The organism is Sphingomonas adhaesiva, from assembly GCF_036946125.1.
Lineage (GTDB): Bacteria > Pseudomonadota > Alphaproteobacteria > Sphingomonadales > Sphingomonadaceae > Sphingomonas > Sphingomonas adhaesiva_A.
The window spans coordinates 723,468-741,655 of sequence record NZ_JAQIJT010000001.1 but is presented as its reverse complement, the minus strand read 5'-3'; the positions used below and the strand labels follow the sequence as shown (position 1 = coordinate 741,655).

Here is an 18,188-nt window from a genome sequence, read left to right as displayed (position 1 = left end):
CCCAAGAGCAACAGGGCTTACAGATGAACCTAGAGAAATTCACCGACCGCGCACGCGGCTTCCTTCAGTCGGCACAGACCGTCGCGATCCGGCTGTCGCATCAGCAGATCGCGCCCGAGCACCTGCTGAAGGCGCTGCTGGAGGACGAGCAGGGCATGGCGTCCGGACTGATCCGGTCCGCCGGCGGCGACCCGCAGCGCGCGCTGACCGAAACCGACGCCGCGCTGGCGAAGATCCCCGCGGTATCCGGCTCGGGCGCACAGAACCAGCCCGGCCTGTCCGCCGATGCGGTCCGCGTGCTCGATCAGGCGGAGCAGATCGCGCAGAAGGCCGGCGACAGCTATGTCACCGTCGAGCGGCTGCTGGTCGCGCTCGCGCTGTCGCTCAATACCGCGGCGGGCAAGGCGCTGAAGGCCGCAGGCGCGACGCCCGAGGCGCTCAATGCCGCGATCGTCCAGCTGCGCGGCGGCCGCACCGCCGATACGCAGTCGGCCGAGGATCGCTACGACGCGCTCAAGAAGTTCGCGCGCGACCTGACGCAGGCGGCGCGCGACGGCAAGCTGGACCCGGTGATCGGCCGCGACGAGGAAATCCGCCGCACGATCCAGGTGCTGGCGCGCCGCACCAAGAACAATCCGGTCCTGATCGGCGAACCCGGCGTCGGCAAGACCGCGATCGCCGAGGGCCTGAGCTTGCGCATCGCCAACGGCGACGTGCCCGACGGCCTCAAGGACAAGACGCTGATGGCGCTCGACATGGGCGCGCTGATCGCGGGCGCGAAATACCGCGGCGAGTTCGAGGAGCGGCTGAAGGGCGTCATCGACGAGGTGAAGCAGGCCGAGGGCGACATCATCCTCTTCATCGACGAGATGCACACGCTGATCGGCGCGGGCAAGGGCGACGGCGCGATGGATGCGTCCAACCTGCTCAAGCCCGCCCTCGCGCGCGGCGAGCTGCACTGCGTCGGCGCGACCACGCTCGACGAATATCGCAAGCATGTCGAGAAGGACCCCGCGCTCCAGCGGCGCTTCCAGCCCGTCTTCGTGGGCGAGCCCACGGTCGAGGATACGATCAGCATCCTGCGCGGGCTCAAGGAGAAGTACGAGCTGCACCACGGCGTGCGCATCACCGATGGTGCGCTGGTGTCCGCCGCGACGCTGTCGAACCGCTACATCACCGACCGCTTCCTGCCCGACAAGGCGATCGACCTGATGGACGAGGCCGCCAGCCGCATCCGCATGGAGGTGGAGAGCAAGCCCGAGGAGATCGAGACGCTCGACCGCCGCATCCTGCGCCTCAAGATCGAGCGCGAGGGGTTGAAGCGCGAGACCGATGCCGCCTCGCTCGACCGGCTGGAGACGCTGGAGGGCGAGCTCGCCAACTGGGAGCAGCAGTCCGCCGAGCTGACGGCGCGCTGGCAGGCGGAAAAGGACAAGATCGCGGGCGAGGCGAAGCTGAAGGAGCAGCTCGACGCCGCGCGGCTGGAACTGGAGCAGGCGCAGCGCCAGGGCGACCTCGCCAAGGCGGGCGAGCTCTCCTACGGCCGCATTCCCGCGCTGGAACGCGAGCTGGCGGAGGCGGCGGGCGCGACCAAGGGCGCGATGCTGCGCGAGGAAGTGACCAGCGACGATATCGCCGGCGTCGTCAGCCGCTGGACCGGGGTGCCGGTCGACCGCATGCTGGAGGGCGAGCGCGAGAAGCTGCTGCGCATGGAGGAGGTGATCGGCCGGCGCGTCATCGGGCAGGCCGATGCGGTGCGCGCCGTCTCCACCGCGGTGCGCCGCGCCCGCGCAGGCCTTCAGGACCCCAACCGGCCGCTGGGCAGCTTCCTGTTCCTGGGCCCCACCGGCGTCGGCAAGACCGAACTGACCAAGGCGCTGGCGGAGTTCCTGTTCGACGACGCCAATGCGATGGTCCGCATCGACATGAGCGAGTTCATGGAGAAGCACGCCGTCGCCCGCCTGATCGGCGCCCCCCCGGGCTATGTCGGTTACGAGGAAGGCGGCGTGCTGACCGAGGCGGTGCGGCGCCGTCCCTATCAGGTCGTGCTGTTCGACGAGGTGGAGAAGGCGCATTCCGACGTCTTCAACGTCCTGCTGCAGGTGCTGGACGACGGTCGCCTGACCGACGGACAGGGGCGCACGGTCGACTTCTCGAACACGCTCATCATCCTGACGTCGAACCTGGGCAGCCAGTATCTGGCCAACATGGGCGAGGGTGAGGACGTGGCCACCGTCGAGCCGCAGGTGATGGACGTGGTGCGCGCGCACTTCCGCCCGGAATTCCTCAACCGGCTGGACGAGATCATCCTGTTCCACCGGCTGGGGCAGGCGCACATGGGGCCGATCGTCGACATCCAGGTGGGCCGCGTCGGCAAGCTGCTGGCGGACCGCAAGGTGACGCTCGACCTGACCGATGCCGCGCGCGCGTGGCTCGGCCGCGTCGGCTACGATCCCGTCTACGGCGCGCGTCCGTTGAAGCGCGCGGTCCAGCGCCACCTCCAGGACCCGCTCGCCGAGCTGATCCTGCGGGGCGAGGTGAAGGACGGGGCGACGGTCCATGTCGACGAGGGCGACGGCCGGCTCGCGCTGTCGGTGGGGTGATCGCGCGGGTGGGACGCGCAAACCCGCGTCGCACCCTGTCCCCCGGCGCCCACCTGTGTCATGGAGCGCGCACCATGACCTACCTCCCCACCATCACCGGGCACCGCGCATGACCAGCATCGGCATCTACGGCAGCAACGGCCGCATGGGCCGCGCGATCGCGACCATTGCCGAGGCGGAGGGCGCGAGCATCGCCGGCGGCGTGGACGCGGGCGGCGATCCGCTGCCGCTGGCGCAGGGCGCGGACGTCCTGGTCGATTTCTCCACCCCCGCCGCGCTGGAGCCGCACCTCGCCGCGGCGGTCGCCGCCCGCACCCCGATCGTCATCGGCACCACCGGGCTGCTCGCGACGCATCAGGCGCTGATCGAGCAGGCCGCGGACGAAATCGCGGTGCTCCAGACCGGCAATACCTCGCTGGGCGTCACGCTCCTCAACATCCTGGTGCGCGAGGCCGCGGCGCGGCTCGGCGCCGACTGGGACATCGAGATCGCGGAGATGCACCACCGCCACAAGGTCGACGCGCCGTCGGGCACCGCGCTGCTGCTGGGCGAGGCGGCCGCCGCCGGGCGCGGCACGCGGCTGGCGGAGGTGCGCGTCGACAGCCGCGCGGGCCTGGTCGGCGCGCGCAGCGAGGGGACGATCGGCTTCGCGAGCTTGCGCGGCGGCTCGGTGGTGGGCGATCACATGGTCGTCTTCGCGGGCGAGGGCGAGCGGATCGAGATCGGCCACCGCGGCGAGGATCGCAGCATCTTCGCCCGCGGCGCGGTCAAGGCGGCGCTGTGGCTCGCCGGGCGCGCGCCGGGCCGCTACGCGATGGCCGAAGTGCTGGGGCTGTAGGTGAAGAAGGCCCCGTGAAAAAAGCCGATATCGTCGAATTCTACCGGCGGCTGGCGGAGGCGAACCCGCACCCGGAGACCGAGCTGGAATCGGTCAACACCTTCACCCTGCTGGTCGCCGTCGTGCTCTCCGCGCAGGCGACCGACGCCGGGGTCAACAAGGCGACGCGGCGGCTGTTCGCCGAGGTCGATACGCCCGAGAAGATGGTGGCGCTCGGCCTCGACGCGCTGAGGCACCACATCAGGACGATCGGGCTGTTCAATACCAAGGCCAAGAACGTCATCGCGCTCAGCGAGGCGCTGATCCGCGACCACGGCGGCGCGGTGCCCGCCGACCGCGACGCGCTGGAAAAGCTGCCCGGGGTGGGGCGAAAGACCGCCAATGTCGTCATGAACGTCGCCTTCGGGGCGGAGACGTTCGCCGTCGACACCCACATCTTCCGCGTCGGCAACCGCACCGGGCTGGCCAGGGGAAAGACGGTGCTGGCGGTCGAGAGGGCACTCGACAGGGCGACCCCCGCCCCCTTCCGCGTCCATGCGCACCACTGGCTGATCCTGCACGGTCGCTACGTCTGCAAGGCGCGACGGCCCGAATGCTGGCGATGCATCGAGATCGACCTGTGCGCGTTCAAGCCCAAGACCCCGGCGCCCGCCCCCCGATCCGCAGCGAGGAACGCCGGCAAGGGAGAGTGACCATGCGTGCCCCGATCCTCCTCGCCTGCATCGCCGCCGCCGCACTCGCCGCGCCCAGCGTCGCGCGCGACCGGAATGCCGCGCCCGCCGCGACGCCCGCCGGAAAGCCGCAGACCTGCATCCCGATCCAGTCGATCCGCGAGAGCCTGGTACGCAACGACCGCGTCATCGACTTCCGCACCAACGGCGACCGCTTCTACCGCGTGACGTTGCCGCAATCCTGCCCCGGCTTGGGCTTCGAGCGCCGCTTCTCCTACGCCACCTCGCTCAGCCAGCTGTGCGCGCAGGACATCATCACCGTCTTCACGCAGAACCCGCCGATGCGCGGCGCCAGCTGCGGCCTCGCCCCGTTCCAGCCGGTAACGATCGCGCGCCGACGCTAAAAGCGGGGTAGCGCGGCAGGCCGCTGCCTGCTACGCGACGCCCCAGGCACCCGTAGCTCAGCTGGATAGAGCGCTGCCCTCCGAAGGCAGAGGCCACAGGTTCGAATCCTGTCGGGTGCGCCACTAATTAACGACTTAGCGGTCGCAGCACAGCTTTTCCGGTAATGATCCGGTAAATTGGGGTGTGTTGCGGCATGAGGATGGCTGCGGGTCGGGCTAGCGGGTGCTCTCGGGTCGGTAACCCCTCGAATCCTTGCTGCCAATTATCGACAGGCGGCGACCAGCGCGGACGTGCCAGGAAGGGTAACACCCTTATTTCCGGATAAACTCCACGCCTAATGCAATAGTGTGCCAGCCGGTCGCGTTATATTTTTCGGCGTTTTTGGGACTCGCATCAGCGCTTGCGCCTTGACGGCCAAAGGGCAGATTATCAAACGCCCGCGTCGAGGGAGAACCGATGAACGAAGGACAGGTCAAGACTGCGGTACTGACGCACGTGCGGGAAGCCACTGGCCGCCGTCGGAAGCCGATCGTCACTGCGGAGTTTACGCTGGGTAGCAGCGGTGTGCGTGCGGACCTCGCAGTGTTTGCAGAGACCTCCATCGGGTTCGAGATCAAGACGGCCAAGGACACGTTGCGTCGCTTGCCAGCGCAGATGGCGGCATATGCCCGATACTTCGATCATGCTGTTGCGATCGTTGCGCCATGCCATGTGCCGAACGTCGCACCGGACGCGCTGCACGGCGGTTCGCTTTGGACGTATGATGAGGATGGCGTCCTGCAACCGCTGGTGGACGGACAGGTCAACGTGGTCGCTGACGAAGCGTTAATCGACCTGATGACGCAGGCCGAGCGGCGCAGGGGCGACTTCCGCGCCGCGATCGCGGCGCGGTACGACGCTACTAGCCGCCAGTTCTGGGCCGCTGTGTCCCGGCGGTCGATACGATCGGCAGACCTGCCGCTGTTGAGCCGTTTCGCAGAAGGCAGGATGCAAGCTCGCAAGCTTGTCGAAGAGCGCATGGCATACTGGGTACAATGGGCTGAGGCGCAGAACTCAAGCCTCGCCACCATCGCCGCATAAAGCTTTACACTACTGCGTTATATCTTCTCCCTCACTTGGGCCTTGTTGTTCTGCTGGATCGGGTGTGATCGCATCCAATAATGCGTCTGATTGGGTGCTCGATGACTTTTTCAAGCTGCTGTATAGAGAAAACACCTCAAGCGCTTCTGTCTGAACATATGAAGCATATTTCGGTCCTATCATCGGTCTAGGTTCGCCATGATACCATGCCGTTGCATAACCATCCCTTTTTCTTTTCCCCTTTTTGAAAATGTTTTGATATATCTCCGGGGATATTCCAAGGAATGGTATAAAGCTTACTCTATCTTGACTTTCCTTCTCCAGTTCCACTTCGTTCTCATGCAATTCTTTTGCCTTACTCTTCGGATAAGGCTCCATGAAAACGACCCGTGCGACACCTGCGCCTAAAATATGCTTGGTGCAATTATGGCACGGAAAGGTGGTAACATAAAGCGTGGCCCCCTTAAGAGGCTTGCCCAGCCTAGCGGCGTCACAGACAACGCTCATCTCTGCATGGACCACGCGCCCGTACTCTGTCAAGTCATTGATTTTTGCACCCACCAATGCCCCTTGGCCGGGCATTGGGGGTAGAATAGACTTCTTAGTTATCAACGCTTCGACAAGGCTCGCTGAGTCGCCAAACTTCTTCGCATTCGGTGATAACAGAGATGAGTTTTCAAGCCGCTCAAGAAAGTCGCGGATAACCTCTTTCTTCAGAATGTCATTTGGGTCATGCCCTAACTTCACATCCCGAAAATCCGGGCTTTCACCATCCCAGTAGGTGCCGCCAAACGCCTTTGGTACTTCATTGCACCCCTGTGCTATGATCTCGCCCTCGGGGCTGAATGCGGCTGCGCCCACCTGTCGCGAAAGGTCGGAAGACCTAAATGAAGCGGCCTTGGCGGCGTACATGCCATACTCTGCCTTAGATGGTGCGACGTCGTTCCGACCAAACAACGCCTCTACAAACCGCCTCGACATTTGCGTCATAGCAGATTTTTGAATGCCATCGATAAATACGTCAGCCAAATGAAACGTCTCACGGAGATGCTGCCCATGCGCATCCGCATTCTCATTGGCATCTCGATCAATAAGCATATCGGCTTTGTGGCTGATGTCGTGATCTGCTACGTTTAGCGGTGCGGAACGACGTATCTTTGTCTCAATAATTGCCTTGCGGCTCTCGATTGATCCGTATGCAGATACGAGAATGAATTGCTTTCCGTAAACCTTCCGTAGAAGGTTGACTTCTTCAGGTCTCTTAAGCTGTCGAATTATGAACGCGTGCCGTGCTTGAACTTGATCCTCAGGTTCGTCATCGGCTTTCAGAAGCTGTTGGCCCGGCTGGGCCGACTTCGCCTCAGCTAGCAATCCCCGCTCTCTCCGGATCGCTCTTATAGCAATCCTCATAAGGGTATCAGCCGACTGGCGTCTGCGACAAACCTCGCTAGCATGATCCATTTTGTAGACCATTTTATCGTAGAAATCGGACGAAGTTGGCAGTTCAATGGAAGTTGTTTCGGATGCTATTTCGTCAGTAATCCGTATGGTGGACGAGCTATAGCCCACACCTTTAAGCGCCTTGTCCAATGTGCCTGCGATCTCATCGATGTCGATTCCGATCGGCCCGGCGATCCCAACGACCAACTCGGGAAACAGGCTTGCTTCAAATTCGTCGGACAAAGGAACCCCCTGAGCGATAAGGCGCTAGCGTACCGAACGTCGGACGCGCTACGAACGCAAGCGCTTTGGGGAGAAAAAATGATGCCATATGACGACGCCCGCAACGTCGAAACGATTCTAAAAGTCGCGGATACCGCGCAAAGGCTTGCGAGGCGAATGGGTAGGGAGATGGTGCTTGATGACCGTTGGCGAGAGCCGGTAAACAACCATCAAGCTCGTGCATGCCACCATGTCGAGCTGAAATGATATAGCCACGGGGGCGATGGCCGCCCCCGTAATCACATTCCATTAGACATCCACGCGTTCTTAAGGCTGTCGTTGTTTATCAAGAGATTTCTAAACGAGGCGGTTTCGGCTTTGATGACAATCAGTCTGTCATTCAAGCCTAGAATAGAATTTATGTAAGCGTAAACCTCAGAGGCTGTTTGGTTTGTCGCAACGTACCATACGGTTTCTAGTAGTCGCCCTCGTGTCCAGCCGGACTTACCGATGTGGTCATCCATCTGCTTGTGCGAAGGGGATGGACCATTAAGATCATATGACACGATGTAATTTGCCATTTTCGCGGTCCAAGATTTGAAATGAAACAAGAGGTGGCCATCTCTAGCCACTCCAATCTTCGTCGGTGTCCTCGGCGTCGTCGGGGGCACCATAGAACGTTTGCAGTTGCAGATGCAGGTTGATCCGGGCGGCGGTCGCTTTCTGTGGGCTTCCGATCGCCGACATGTCACCTGCGGCGGTCCGCTCGATCATCTGCGTCCCCCAGACCCGCAGTGCGGGATTCCAGTTGGCCCCTGCCATGACGTTGATGGCTTGCTGCTGATAGCCGGGAAAGCCGACGAGGTCGTCCGAGCGGTAGAAGTCCCAAAGATCGAACAACGGATAGTCAATGCGTGGCGCAGGCTGGCCCCCGCCACCCGTCTGCCGTTCGACGCGGGCGCTACCCCGGTCACTGTAGATCAAGCGGTCGGTGCCAGCCATCGTGTCGAACAAGCGGCGTTCGTAGATCGGCTGATCGCTGACGCCCACAAAACTGTCTGGAAACGACGACGCTGAGAGGGCCACAAAAGCTGCGGGTGCGTGCTCCCGTATCGTGTTGATATAGCCGGTTGCGATTGCGGCGACCTGTAGGTGGTCACGACTGGCGATGCCGAAGTCGATAACGAAGCAAACGTCCTGACCTCCGTCTGACCGTTCTCCCACGCGTCGCGCGATAACGCTCATGAAGCCGAACGCTGGGCGTTCGATGATGACGACAAGCCCGCGCTCCAAGCCGAACAATCTTGCAATCTGAGCTTCTTCTTCTGGCACCTCGGGCGAGAACTGCATCGCGGGGATGTAATTCTCGTTTCGCTCGAAGAAGCTGCACCATTCACGGAAGCCGTGGGCGGGTTGACGAAGTGTCGCTAGCTCAGCGTGGACGGGGCGTTCATTGGGCTGCTCGCGCTCGCCCATCGCTATAACGACCCGACGCTCACCATATGCCTCTGCAATGCGTCCTGTTGCGTTCTCTAGTCGATGCGAGCCAACCCAAGGCCGAAGATGAACAATCGGTAGAAGTCGGTCCTTGGTCGTGTTTGGTAGCTCCTCCAGCGCCCTCATTTCGGCTGGCCGGATCGAAAGCAATGGCAGATAGGGGACGTCACTCCATTCAACTGGCACCGGCTTCTCTCCCTGTTATTGCCCCACCTTGATGCGCATCGCGGCTTCGGAAACCGCAAACAGGTCAGCAAGATATAGAACCACGTCGCCGACGCCTTTCTCTTCCGCTGCCTCACGAGCTTCTGCCAATAGCTCTCCCGGCATCAGAATGTCCGCTGCCAAGCGATTCGCCTGCTGCTCACGGCGATCGGACAAGCTTGACCGGTACAGCACGTCATCCTCAATCCCGGTGCCAATCTCGTCCCGGTGCAAGAGGTAGTGCGCAAGCTCGTGCGCCACGGTGAACCGCTGCCGCTTGGCAGGGTCGTGCCGGTTGATCCGAATCACAAAGCCCCCGCCGTCGTCAGGTCGGATTTCACCGGATATGCCCGGCCCCAACGTCGCGGCCTTGATAGGCACGCCCAAGGCACGCGCTAGCTCGGGTAGCCTCACCGGCGGCGCATCTTGAAACGCCTCAATCTGGGCGCGGACGGCAGGGTCCAGCCTGTTCCATTCCGGACTCATTCGTCTTCCTCCAACAATCTGTCGTCATCGGGTCGGCCAAAGGTCACAGCGTCCACACGCTGTTTGATCCGCTGATCCATCCGCTCGGAGTTGACCTCCTCAGCGGTCAGCCGCTCGATTTCCCCTTTGATATAATCTCGGATCGCGCCGTTCTCAATCTGTTCGCGTATCTCGGTCGATCCCGCGTTCTCTGCGGCGGCAATCGCATCGCGCTTGAGTTGGTTGAAGCCCCAGAGTGCAGCCAGCGCCAGCACGCCGCCGAAAATGGCAACGATGACGCCTACCGCTGACAGCAGCGTCGCGGCCAGATCGGCGTATGACATGCCCACCGGGCGGAGACTGAAACTACCAGCCTGCCCGATCCACACGATCGCGCCGCCGATGACCGCACCGAGAAATCCAATGCCAGCACTGCGTAACGACATTCCCGGCGTCCCCTTTCTGGCAGGCTATCACGAGATGGTCGCGGTGACCGCTCAGATTCTTCAGGAGCACCGATCGGCGGCGGCGGGGAAATCCGGGCGGGCCGTTGCGTAATAGGCTTGTACGGCCTTCCTGAACCGCTTCATGTCGCCTCTTGGCGGCAACGGTCGTCAAACTCTCCGGGGCAGTGACCAGAGGGAGCGATCACGAACATATCTCCTTCTCTGTATGACCCATAATTACACTCCTATCTCTTTGTCCCTTTTTTGTAATTATGGTCGCGAATGGGGAGAGTAGGTATAGAACACCGAGAAAAGTACCCGAGTGTATCACTCAGATATAGCACCTGTAATGTCGGCGGCAGCGGCGGCAGCGGCGGCACGGCTGGCGAGGATAGCGGCCTTGACCCGCTCAAACTCGGCTTGAAAGCACATTAGCTCGGACGGGCAGCAAACAAGCCTTGTCCCTCGTGAAACCGAACCGTCATCCGATGGCTGCTCATACCAAAGTGCCAATCGATTATCTCGACGGTCAATGCAGCGATAATACAAAAGCCCGTCACTGTGCTGCTCGACCCAAATGAAATAGCCCTTTTCGTCGCAAAGGTATAAGAGCTTGCGGCGGAGATTTCTTTGTTGCTGCTCTGTCTCGAACGGCTCTGTGCAACGCATTTTATCGCCCACTCGCAGCCGAAAGAATGGTGCCAATTTCCTGCGTTGCTCGGACTCAACCCGCTGCACGAAAATGTAATCGGCTCGCTTGTGAAGGTGGAAATGGTATCCGGCTGGCCGATACCTTGCCGACTGCTTTTTCACCCGTTCCCAGAGCGCTTTCAGCGTGTCGCCCTCATCTGGGCGCAGGTCGACGGAGTCGCCTACTTGCAGGTCCAGCATGCTGCGAAGGTAAGGCGCTCGCCAGCGCGCCGTGACCGCCTCCACCTTCGCCGTCATCGCTGGCACTCCGTAGCAAGGTCGCTTTGCAGCCGTTCAGTCCGGGTGACCCACAAAGTTCCATCGTCGCGGTGTTGAACGTCGAAGTGCCCCCGGCCCTGCCTTCGCAGGCGGGCAGCGCGTCCCTCTGCCAGGCTGATCGCTCCGTCATCCGCCTCGGGATGCCACAGGATCGACCTTCCGACGTCGAGTTGTTCCCAGTCTGACAGCTTGCGGATCGGTCCGCTCGGCAGTTGCCTCACACAAAGAAATCTGTCGATGGCGCGAAAGCTGAACCACTCACCGTTAGCTGTCGGCTTCGTTTGACTGAACCACGGCTGGCGAAGCCAGCTCCGCGCATGTCGCGGGTGCTCATGTTCCATCCAAAGCGTCTGCCATAGACGGGGTACCAAGCCGACATGCTCGGCGTAGCTTTCTTCGGTGAACCATAGGTTCATGTCGTCAGCCCAGAGTGGGGCGGTAGGTGACCGGCTCATCGCCGCACCTCCGCCGCGCTCACATAGGCATCAAGATCGGCCTTGGCGTAGCGCACCGCGCCGCCGAACTTCCGGTAGGCAGGGCCTTGTGCGCCAACAGAACGCCAGCGGGCTAGAGTAGCAGGCGCAAGACCGAGATAGTCAGCGGCGGCGGCCTCGGTCAAAAAGGGTGATTCAGTCATAGCAAGCTCCATCACGATTGTGTCGGACGGGGCTGTAACGCGCATAGTTCTTCGTGAATATTGTAGTGACTGCGTGGTTGCGCGTGGTTGCGCAAATAGTTCTTAAGTTCTTTATTGTCGATCGAGTTCTTCGTTGATGTACCCGACATCATGTGCAACGACAGTGACGCGCTGCGGTCTGTCCCGCGCGTGGGGCGTGGATTCCCCTTGATACGCTGCTCGGTCGAGTTTCTCGGCCGGGTGCCGTCGTGCTGTCCAAGGACTCGTCCCAAAAGCGGCGGGCCTGATGCAGCGTATCGGGAATCCAACACCCGGCTCGACCGGGCTGCCCCTGACAATGGTCGGGAGCATTATATGAACAAGCCGTTCCTTCTCGCCGCCGTGCTGCTCGCCTCCCCGGCGGCGGCGCAGGACGTGACGCCGCGCGCGAATGAGCCGGTGGCCGCAGTTCTCGCCAAGCCCCAGCCCGTGACAGCTGGCGACATTTTAGATCGTCCCTACCGGGTTCTCGGACCGGTACGCGCGACGGTCCGGAAAACAACGATCTTCGACAAGCCCGTGTCAGAGGTGAAGGTCTACAGGGAGTTGTGGGAGCGAGCGCGGCGCATGGGTGCGGATGCGGTCATCCTCGCTGACTATGCCGCACCTGAAACGGAGCTGGGCAAGGTCGGAGCGCGGGAGGCGAGCGGTAAAGCCATCAAGTTTGTGCCCTGACGGCGGCGGTGATTGCCGCGTCTCACGCCGCCCGGCGTGCCTGCGCGATCATGCTTTCGAGGTCTGCCGTGGCAATCAGGCGGCGCTTTCCGACGGTGAAAGATGAAAGCGTGCCGTCGCGCATGAGTGCATACAACGTGGTCCTGCCTAAGCCGGTGACGGCGGCGGCCTCCATTACGCTGTAGGCCAGCTTGCCAAGGCCATCCGGCGTGCCGCTACGAGGTTCGTTATCGTTGTTCATTCTCGATCTCCTGTGATCGAGCGAATACGCACAGGTCCAATGAATGGGAACATCGCGCCGACGAACCTACCGGGTAACTAGGCGATTTCGAAAAGACCCAAGACCTAACAGCATTTAACGTGCTGCGATTTACTATTTTACCCGGTAAGTCACCAAATCCCAGATATAAAAGATATAAGCAGTAACAACGTTTCCGGTCGTGAATAGGCTTACAGTGCCAACCCGCTTAGCGCGTTGAGGGCGGCGTCGCTTGCGAGATGCCCATAGTGACGTTCGATCATCTCCGCACTTGTGCCGGAAATCTGCGCGATGGTGAGCAACGGCAGGCCAGCCGAAACCAAGTCGGTGATGGTGCTATGCCGCAACGTGTACGCGGTGGCGTTGGAGGGCAGCCCCGCCGCTGCAACCGCCTTTCCGATCGGCTGCTTCCAATTGTCCTTGTTCCACCGGCTGCCGTTGGCCCGCATAAATAAGGGAGCCGTAGGCAACTTCCCGGCGATCTGTGACGCCAGTAGCTTCGCGGCCTCCACCGGAACCTTGATCCGCCGAGCCTTGCCAGCCTTGTCCTTGCCGATAGTCAGTTCGGAAGTGCGCTTGTCGAAGCTGCCCGCATCAAGGGCCGCCATCGCGCCCGGACGCATCGGCAGCAGGCACAGCGCTTTGACGAACGGCGCTGCCTCAGCGTCGAGGTGGTCGAGCAAGCTACGCCGCTGCGCCCGGTCGAGATACAGGGTGCGCCGACCATCGGCATTGCTATGCGCCTTCAACGCCTCTTGCCACGCGCCCGCGCTGCCCGGCAGTCCGGGACGAAGCACGCGGTTGAGTGCCGCCCGCAGCACCGCGATATCGCGATTGATCGTGGACAGCGCGCGGTCGCGGGTGCGCCGCTCCCCATCTTTGTTCCGGCTCACCAACGACGGTTGATCCGCCAGCCGCTTACGCCACTCCTCCAAGTCCTTGCGGCGCAGCTTATCGAGGCGACGCTTGGCAATAGGATCGTCGTACACATAGCGACGAAAGCGCGCCGCCGTCTCTGGACGATCGGCGGCGTAAGCGCGGCAAGCATCGCCCACGGTCTCGATCTTCTCTTCGGTGTGTCCGCCCGCCTCGGTCAATTCCGCAAAGCGCTCCGCCTCCAGCTTCGCCGCTGCGAACTTGGCGCTGCCGGGTACGCCGGGGAACGCGCCCAACCGCTTCTTCTGGTAGCGGCTGGTGTCAGCGTCATAGGCTCGGGCAAACCACGCTCCGTCACCACCCTTGGCCGATGGCGCGTAGCCAACGAAGCAACCGGGGCGCAGCCGCTGCCAGTATGGCTCAGCGTTGGCATTCGCGCGCAGCGCCTCTCGATCCTTGACCCGACTTAGGTCGCGTCCTGCCATCCATCTGTCTCCATTCGTACGCCCGGTAACATCCGGTAGCCGTCCGGTAAAACGTAGGCGAACATCTATGAATGATAACGACTGATTTACAAGGGAAACTGGACGGCGGCGAACCACCCCGAACGGCTACCCCCTGCACTCCGAAGGCAGAGGCCACAGGTTCGAATCCTGTCGGGTGCGCCAGCACCATCCTTGCCCAGGTTGCCGTTTCAAGGCGGTTTCCGCAGCGCTGCCGACGGACGCCCCCGGCGATCGGCAGCTTTGATGGCTCCGTGACACCGACCGGACACAGGGGCGTGCCAGGGGGCGGCGATCAGCAAGCGGGCGGATGGATGGTTTGTCCAGATCCGCCGCAAGGGCCACCGGCCGCGATGTCGGACCTTCCCCGTCAAGGCAGGGGAATCTGTCGGTGTCACGATCAGAGGTCGGATCGAAGCCGGTAGCCGACGCCGAGCTCGTTGGCGATGACGCTGCCGACCGGGCCCGGCGACTCCAGCTTCTGGCGCAGATTGCGGATGACGATCCGCAGATATTCGACACGTGGATCCTCTTCCGCCCCCCAGCACGCGGCGAGTATGCGTTCGTGGGTCACCACGCGCCCGATGTGGCGTGCCAATATGCCCAGTACCTCGTGCTCCTTGCGCGTCAGGTGGAGCTCCTCCCCATGGCGGCAGACGATCCGCCGATCGAGATCGATGCTCAGATCGCCCCGGCGCACGATCTTCTGCGTCGTCTCCGACGATCCCCGATGACGTAAGGCGACACGCAGGCGGGCAAGCAGCTCTTCCGTGTCGAACGGCTTGGTCACGAAATCGTCGGCGCCGAGATCGAGCGCCGTGACCTTCTCGTCGACGGCGTCCCTGGCCGACACCACGAGGATGACGAGGTCGCCGTGCGCGCGGAGCTGCGGGATGATGGCCAGGCCGTCCCGGTCGGGGAGGCCGAGGTCGAGAAGGATCGCGCCGGGATGTTCGACCGCAGCCTGGCGAAGCGCGCCCTTGGCATCCTCGGCCTCGACGACGGTATAGTCCGCCCGGATCAGCGTGGTGCGCAACAGGCGGCGGATCGCCGCATCGTCATCGACCACGAGAATTTTGGCGGGCATGTCAGGAGGTACTTTCCGGCGCGATATCGCGAACGATGAGGGCGGGTGGAAAGACCAGCGCGAAGGCGGCACCGCTGCCGTCCGGCCGGTTGGTCGCCTCGACGATCATTCCCATCGCCTCGGCGAATGCCTTGACGATGGCCAGACCCAGCCCGGTGCCGCCGATCGCGCGGTCGGACCCCTCGAGGCGCCTGAAGGTCTCGAACACCTCGCTCTCGCGACCGGGCGGCAGGCCGGGGCCGTGGTCGAGCACGGCAAGCCGCAGCTCGCCGAAGCGGTTGCGGCCTTCGATGACGACGTCCGTACCCGGCTCGCCATAGCGCCCGGCATTGTCCAGAAGGTTGAGCAGACAATGGTGCAGCAGCTGCGGATCGGCGCGCACCAGCGGCAGGTCGGGCGGGACATCGAGGCGTACGGCATGCCCCTCCAGCGCACGCCGGGCATCGTGCGCGGCACTCGTCACCGCGTCGCTCAGGTCGATCGCCTCGATATTCAGCTTCAGCGCCCCGGCTTCGACCCGCGCCATGTCGAGCAGGTTGGCGACGAAGCGGTTGAGCCGCTGCGCCTCGCTCTCGATCGTGCCGATCAGATCGGGCGTCGCGCCGTGACGCAGCTGCGCCGCGGCGGCGATCACGGCTGTCAGGGGCGTGCGCAGGTCGTGGCTGACGGACGACAACAAGGCCGCGCGCAGCCGATCGCGGGTGCGCACCACGTCGACGTCGCGCATCTCGGTCTGCAGGCGCAGGCGTTCGAGGACGAGGGCCGACTGGTCGATCAGGCTGCTGAGGAGCGGCAACTGGTCGGCCCGAACCGGACTACCGGCCTTGTCGCTGGCGACACCCAGCACGCCGAGCACGCGATCCCCTGCCTTCATGGGCTGGAACAGCCACTCAGACGCGGCGAGCGTGCCGGAACCCTTGCCGGCCGGGCTGCCGGTATCGAACGCCCAGCTGGCAGCGGCATGGTCCATCGTATCGAGGCGATAGCCGGGATCGCTGGCTGCCAGCATCTCCAGTTCGGAACCGTCCGTCCGTCCGAGCAGCACGACTTGAACATCGAGCAAGCGTCGGACATCGTCGCAGATCATCTGCGCGGCGAGGTCGAGGTCGTTGACCCCGGCGATCTGGCGCAGGAAGCCCGCGAGGATGGCGTTGGTGCGCGCGCTGGCCGCGGCGAGGTCAGCCTGCGCGCGCACCCGCGCGGTCAACTGGCTGGTGGCGACGGCGATGCCGAGCAGCACCAGGACCGATATCACATTCTCCGGGTTGTTGATCGTCAGCGTGCCGGTCGGCGGCAGGAAGAAGAAATTGTAGGCGAGGCTCGAAGCGATCCCGGCGAACAGTCCCGTCCTCAGGCCGAAGAAGCTGGCGGCCGCCATCACCGGCAGCAGGTACAGCAGCGCGACGTTGCCGAGATTGAGGATCTGGAACAGCGCCGTGGCGAGCCCGGTGACGCCCCCGACCATCGCGGTCGTGATCGCATAGCCGCAGGGCGAGCCCCACTGGCCCGCCCGACGTGGCGCCGACGGTCGCGGTTGCGGGGCGGCCGGCATCGGCAGGACGTGGACGGTGACGTCCGGCGTGTCGCGGACCAACGTGTCGACCACCGAACCATGGCGAAGCTCGAACCAGCGCGATCGGTTCGATTTGCCGAGCACCAGCTGCGTGGCGCGCAGGTCGAGCAGCACCGACTGGATGCCGGTCACGACATTTTCGGCCGGGACGGTGGCCACCGCGCCGCCCAATTGCGTGGCCAGCGTCATCGTCGCGGCGACCCGGGCATGCTGCTCGTCGGTGAAATGCGCGGCGCGAGGCGTTTCGATGAAGACCGCCGTCCATGGGCCGCGAAGGCCATCGGCAACCCGCTTGGCGGCGCGCACGAGGGCGTCGCATCCCGGCAGCTCGCTGATCGCGACGACGATCCGCTCGCTGCCCGCCCATGTGCCGCCGAGGCCCAGCGCGCGCACATCGTCCAGCATCCGCGCGTCGACCACCTGTGCCGCGCGGCGCAACGCGAGTTCGCGCAAGGCCGACAGGTTCGATTTGGAGAAGAAATGGCCGAGCGCGCGGGTCGCCTCCGCAGGGAGATAGACCTTGCCGGCCTTCAGCCGATCGATGAGCTCGTCGGGCGGGATGTCGACGACCTCGATCTCCGCCGCTTCGAGGATGCTGTCGGGCACCGTCTCGCGGACGCGCACGCGCGTGAAGCTGGCGACGATGTCGTTCAGGCTCTCGACGTGCTGGATGTTGACGGTCGAATAGACGTCGATGCCGGCTGCCAGCAGTTCCTCGACGTCCTGATACCGCTTCGGGTGGCGGCTGCCCGGTGCATTGGTGTGGGCCAGCTCGTCGACGAGCGCGAGCCGCGGACGGCGGGCGAGGATGGCGTCGATATCCATCTCGCGCAGCGTGCGCCCCTCATAGGGCACATGGCGACGCTGGATGATCTCATGTCCGCGGATCAGGGCTTCGGTTTCGGCCCGGCCGTGGGTCTCGACCACGCCGATGACGACGTCGACGCCGTCGCGTTTCCGCGCGGCGCCCTCCGACAGCATTTCGTAGGTCTTGCCGACGCCGGGGGCGGCACCGAGGAAGATCTTGAGGCGGCCCCTGCCCTCCTGCGCGGCGGCGCGCAGGAGGGCGTCGGGATCGGGGCGGCCCGCTTCTGGTCCCAACCCCGCCGGCATCAGCGCGCGGGCGCCGCGGCGTCGAGCGCGCGGTTGAGCGCCAGGACGTTGACGTGCGGGTCGCCGAGCAGCGATGTCCCGGTATTCGCGGTCACCAGGCCGCGAACGCGCTCGACGGGCAGCCCGCGGACCCGGGCGATGCGCCCGGACTGTGCCAGCGCCGCGGCCGGCGACAGATCGGGGTCGAGGCCCGAACCGCTCGCGGTGACGAGATCCGCCGGCAACGATCCGGTCACGCCTTCGCCCCGACGCCTGGCGACATCGGGCGTCACCCGGTCGACCAATGCCTGCGCGGTCGGGCCGAGGTTCGAGCCCGACGACGCCAGCCCGTCATAGCCCTTGCCGGCGGCAGACGGGCGGGTCTGGAAGTAACGATCGGCGACGAAGGCCTGACCGACCACCGTCGATCCGACGATTTTGCCACCGGCGTCGCGGATCAGGCTGCCGTTCGCCTGGGCGGGGAAGAGCGTCTGACCGATGCCGGTCATCGCCAGCGGGTAGGCGAGCCCGAGGAGCGCCGCGAACAGGATCGTCATGACGATCGCGGGCCGGAGTGCGGAGGAAAAATCCTTACCCATGATATGCG

17 protein-coding genes and 1 tRNA gene are annotated in these 18,188 nt (G+C 63.7%); 7 read left to right on the top strand and 11 right to left on the bottom strand.

Annotation, left to right across the window (positions count from 1 at the left end):
* Window positions 1-23: 23 nt before the first annotated feature.
* The 6 genes from clpB (at window position 24) to PGN23_RS03630 (ending at window position 5,597) form a co-directional block, all read left to right on the top strand.
* Window positions 24-2,603: an ATP-dependent chaperone ClpB gene (gene clpB, locus PGN23_RS03655; protein ID WP_335301477.1), complete on the top strand. Its 2,580-nt coding sequence runs from the start codon at window positions 24-26 to the stop codon at window positions 2,601-2,603.
* A gap of 109 nt (window positions 2,604-2,712) precedes the next feature.
* A complete protein-coding gene (dapB, locus tag PGN23_RS03650; RefSeq protein ID WP_335301476.1) occupies window positions 2,713-3,441 on the top strand; it encodes a 4-hydroxy-tetrahydrodipicolinate reductase in 729 nt (242 codons plus the stop codon).
* A 14-nt stretch (window positions 3,442-3,455) separates the two neighbouring features.
* Entirely contained in the window at window positions 3,456-4,133 is a 678-nt protein-coding gene (nth, locus tag PGN23_RS03645; protein WP_335301475.1) for an endonuclease III, read from the top strand.
* Between the two features lie 2 nt (window positions 4,134-4,135).
* On the top strand, window positions 4,136-4,516 hold the full coding sequence (locus PGN23_RS03640) for a hypothetical protein (protein ID WP_335301474.1): 381 nt from the start codon (window positions 4,136-4,138) through the stop codon (window positions 4,514-4,516).
* Between the two features lie 46 nt (window positions 4,517-4,562).
* Window positions 4,563-4,639 (top strand) — tRNA-Arg (locus PGN23_RS03635).
* A 334-nt stretch (window positions 4,640-4,973) separates the two neighbouring features.
* Window positions 4,974-5,597 carry a sce7726 family protein gene (locus PGN23_RS03630; RefSeq protein ID WP_335301473.1) on the top strand — a complete coding sequence of 208 codons (624 nt, stop codon included), beginning with the start codon at window positions 4,974-4,976 and terminating at the stop codon, window positions 5,595-5,597.
* A gap of 9 nt (window positions 5,598-5,606) precedes the next feature.
* Here the strand turns inward: PGN23_RS03630 and PGN23_RS03625 are convergent, their stop codons facing one another.
* From PGN23_RS03625 to PGN23_RS03600, 6 genes are all read right to left on the bottom strand, one after another.
* On the bottom strand, window positions 5,607-7,280 hold the full coding sequence (locus PGN23_RS03625; protein WP_335301472.1) for an anti-phage dCTP deaminase: 1,674 nt from the start codon (window positions 7,278-7,280) through the stop codon (window positions 5,607-5,609).
* 603 nt (window positions 7,281-7,883) lie between these two features.
* A complete protein-coding gene (locus PGN23_RS03620; RefSeq protein WP_335301471.1) occupies window positions 7,884-8,942 on the bottom strand; it encodes a beta family protein in 1,059 nt (352 codons plus the stop codon).
* Window positions 8,943-8,957: 15 nt separating this feature from the next.
* Entirely contained in the window at window positions 8,958-9,446 is a 489-nt protein-coding gene (locus PGN23_RS03615; RefSeq protein WP_335301470.1) for an ImmA/IrrE family metallo-endopeptidase, read from the bottom strand.
* On the bottom strand, window positions 9,443-9,871 hold the full coding sequence (locus tag PGN23_RS03610) for a hypothetical protein (protein ID WP_335301469.1): 429 nt from the start codon (window positions 9,869-9,871) through the stop codon (window positions 9,443-9,445). The genes PGN23_RS03615 and PGN23_RS03610 overlap by 4 nt, the downstream gene beginning before the upstream one ends.
* A 327-nt stretch (window positions 9,872-10,198) precedes the next feature.
* A complete protein-coding gene (locus PGN23_RS03605; RefSeq protein ID WP_335301468.1) occupies window positions 10,199-10,819 on the bottom strand; it encodes a hypothetical protein in 621 nt (206 codons plus the stop codon).
* A 472-nt stretch (window positions 10,820-11,291) separates the two neighbouring features.
* Window positions 11,292-11,477 (bottom strand): helix-turn-helix transcriptional regulator, encoded by a 186-nt coding sequence (locus PGN23_RS03600; RefSeq protein ID WP_335301467.1) that lies wholly within the window; start codon window positions 11,475-11,477, stop codon window positions 11,292-11,294.
* Window positions 11,478-11,831: 354 nt separating this feature from the next.
* On the opposite strand from PGN23_RS03600, the gene PGN23_RS03595 reads away from it, so the two are divergent.
* Complete coding sequence (locus PGN23_RS03595; RefSeq protein ID WP_335301466.1) at window positions 11,832-12,191, top strand: hypothetical protein; 360 nt, start codon at window positions 11,832-11,834, stop codon at window positions 12,189-12,191.
* 22 nt (window positions 12,192-12,213) lie between these two features.
* On the opposite strand, the gene PGN23_RS03590 is transcribed toward PGN23_RS03595, so the two are convergent.
* The 5 genes from PGN23_RS03590 to kdpC all read right to left on the bottom strand — a co-directional run bounded on the left by PGN23_RS03590 (window position 12,214) and on the right by kdpC (window position 18,180).
* Window positions 12,214-12,432: a helix-turn-helix domain-containing protein gene (locus PGN23_RS03590; RefSeq protein WP_335301465.1), complete on the bottom strand. Its 219-nt coding sequence runs from the start codon at window positions 12,430-12,432 to the stop codon at window positions 12,214-12,216.
* Between the two features lie 209 nt (window positions 12,433-12,641).
* Entirely contained in the window at window positions 12,642-13,811 is a 1,170-nt protein-coding gene (locus PGN23_RS03585; RefSeq protein WP_335301464.1) for a tyrosine-type recombinase/integrase, read from the bottom strand.
* 418 nt (window positions 13,812-14,229) lie between these two features.
* On the bottom strand, window positions 14,230-14,916 hold the full coding sequence (locus PGN23_RS03580; protein ID WP_335301463.1) for a response regulator transcription factor: 687 nt from the start codon (window positions 14,914-14,916) through the stop codon (window positions 14,230-14,232).
* Window position 14,917: 1 nt separating this feature from the next.
* A complete protein-coding gene (locus tag PGN23_RS03575; protein WP_335301462.1) occupies window positions 14,918-17,602 on the bottom strand; it encodes a sensor histidine kinase KdpD in 2,685 nt (894 codons plus the stop codon).
* Window positions 17,602-18,180: a potassium-transporting ATPase subunit KdpC gene (kdpC, locus tag PGN23_RS03570; protein ID WP_335301461.1), complete on the bottom strand. Its 579-nt coding sequence runs from the start codon at window positions 18,178-18,180 to the stop codon at window positions 17,602-17,604. Before kdpC ends, PGN23_RS03575 begins: the two co-directional genes overlap by 1 nt.
* Window positions 18,181-18,188: the final 8 nt, after the last annotated feature.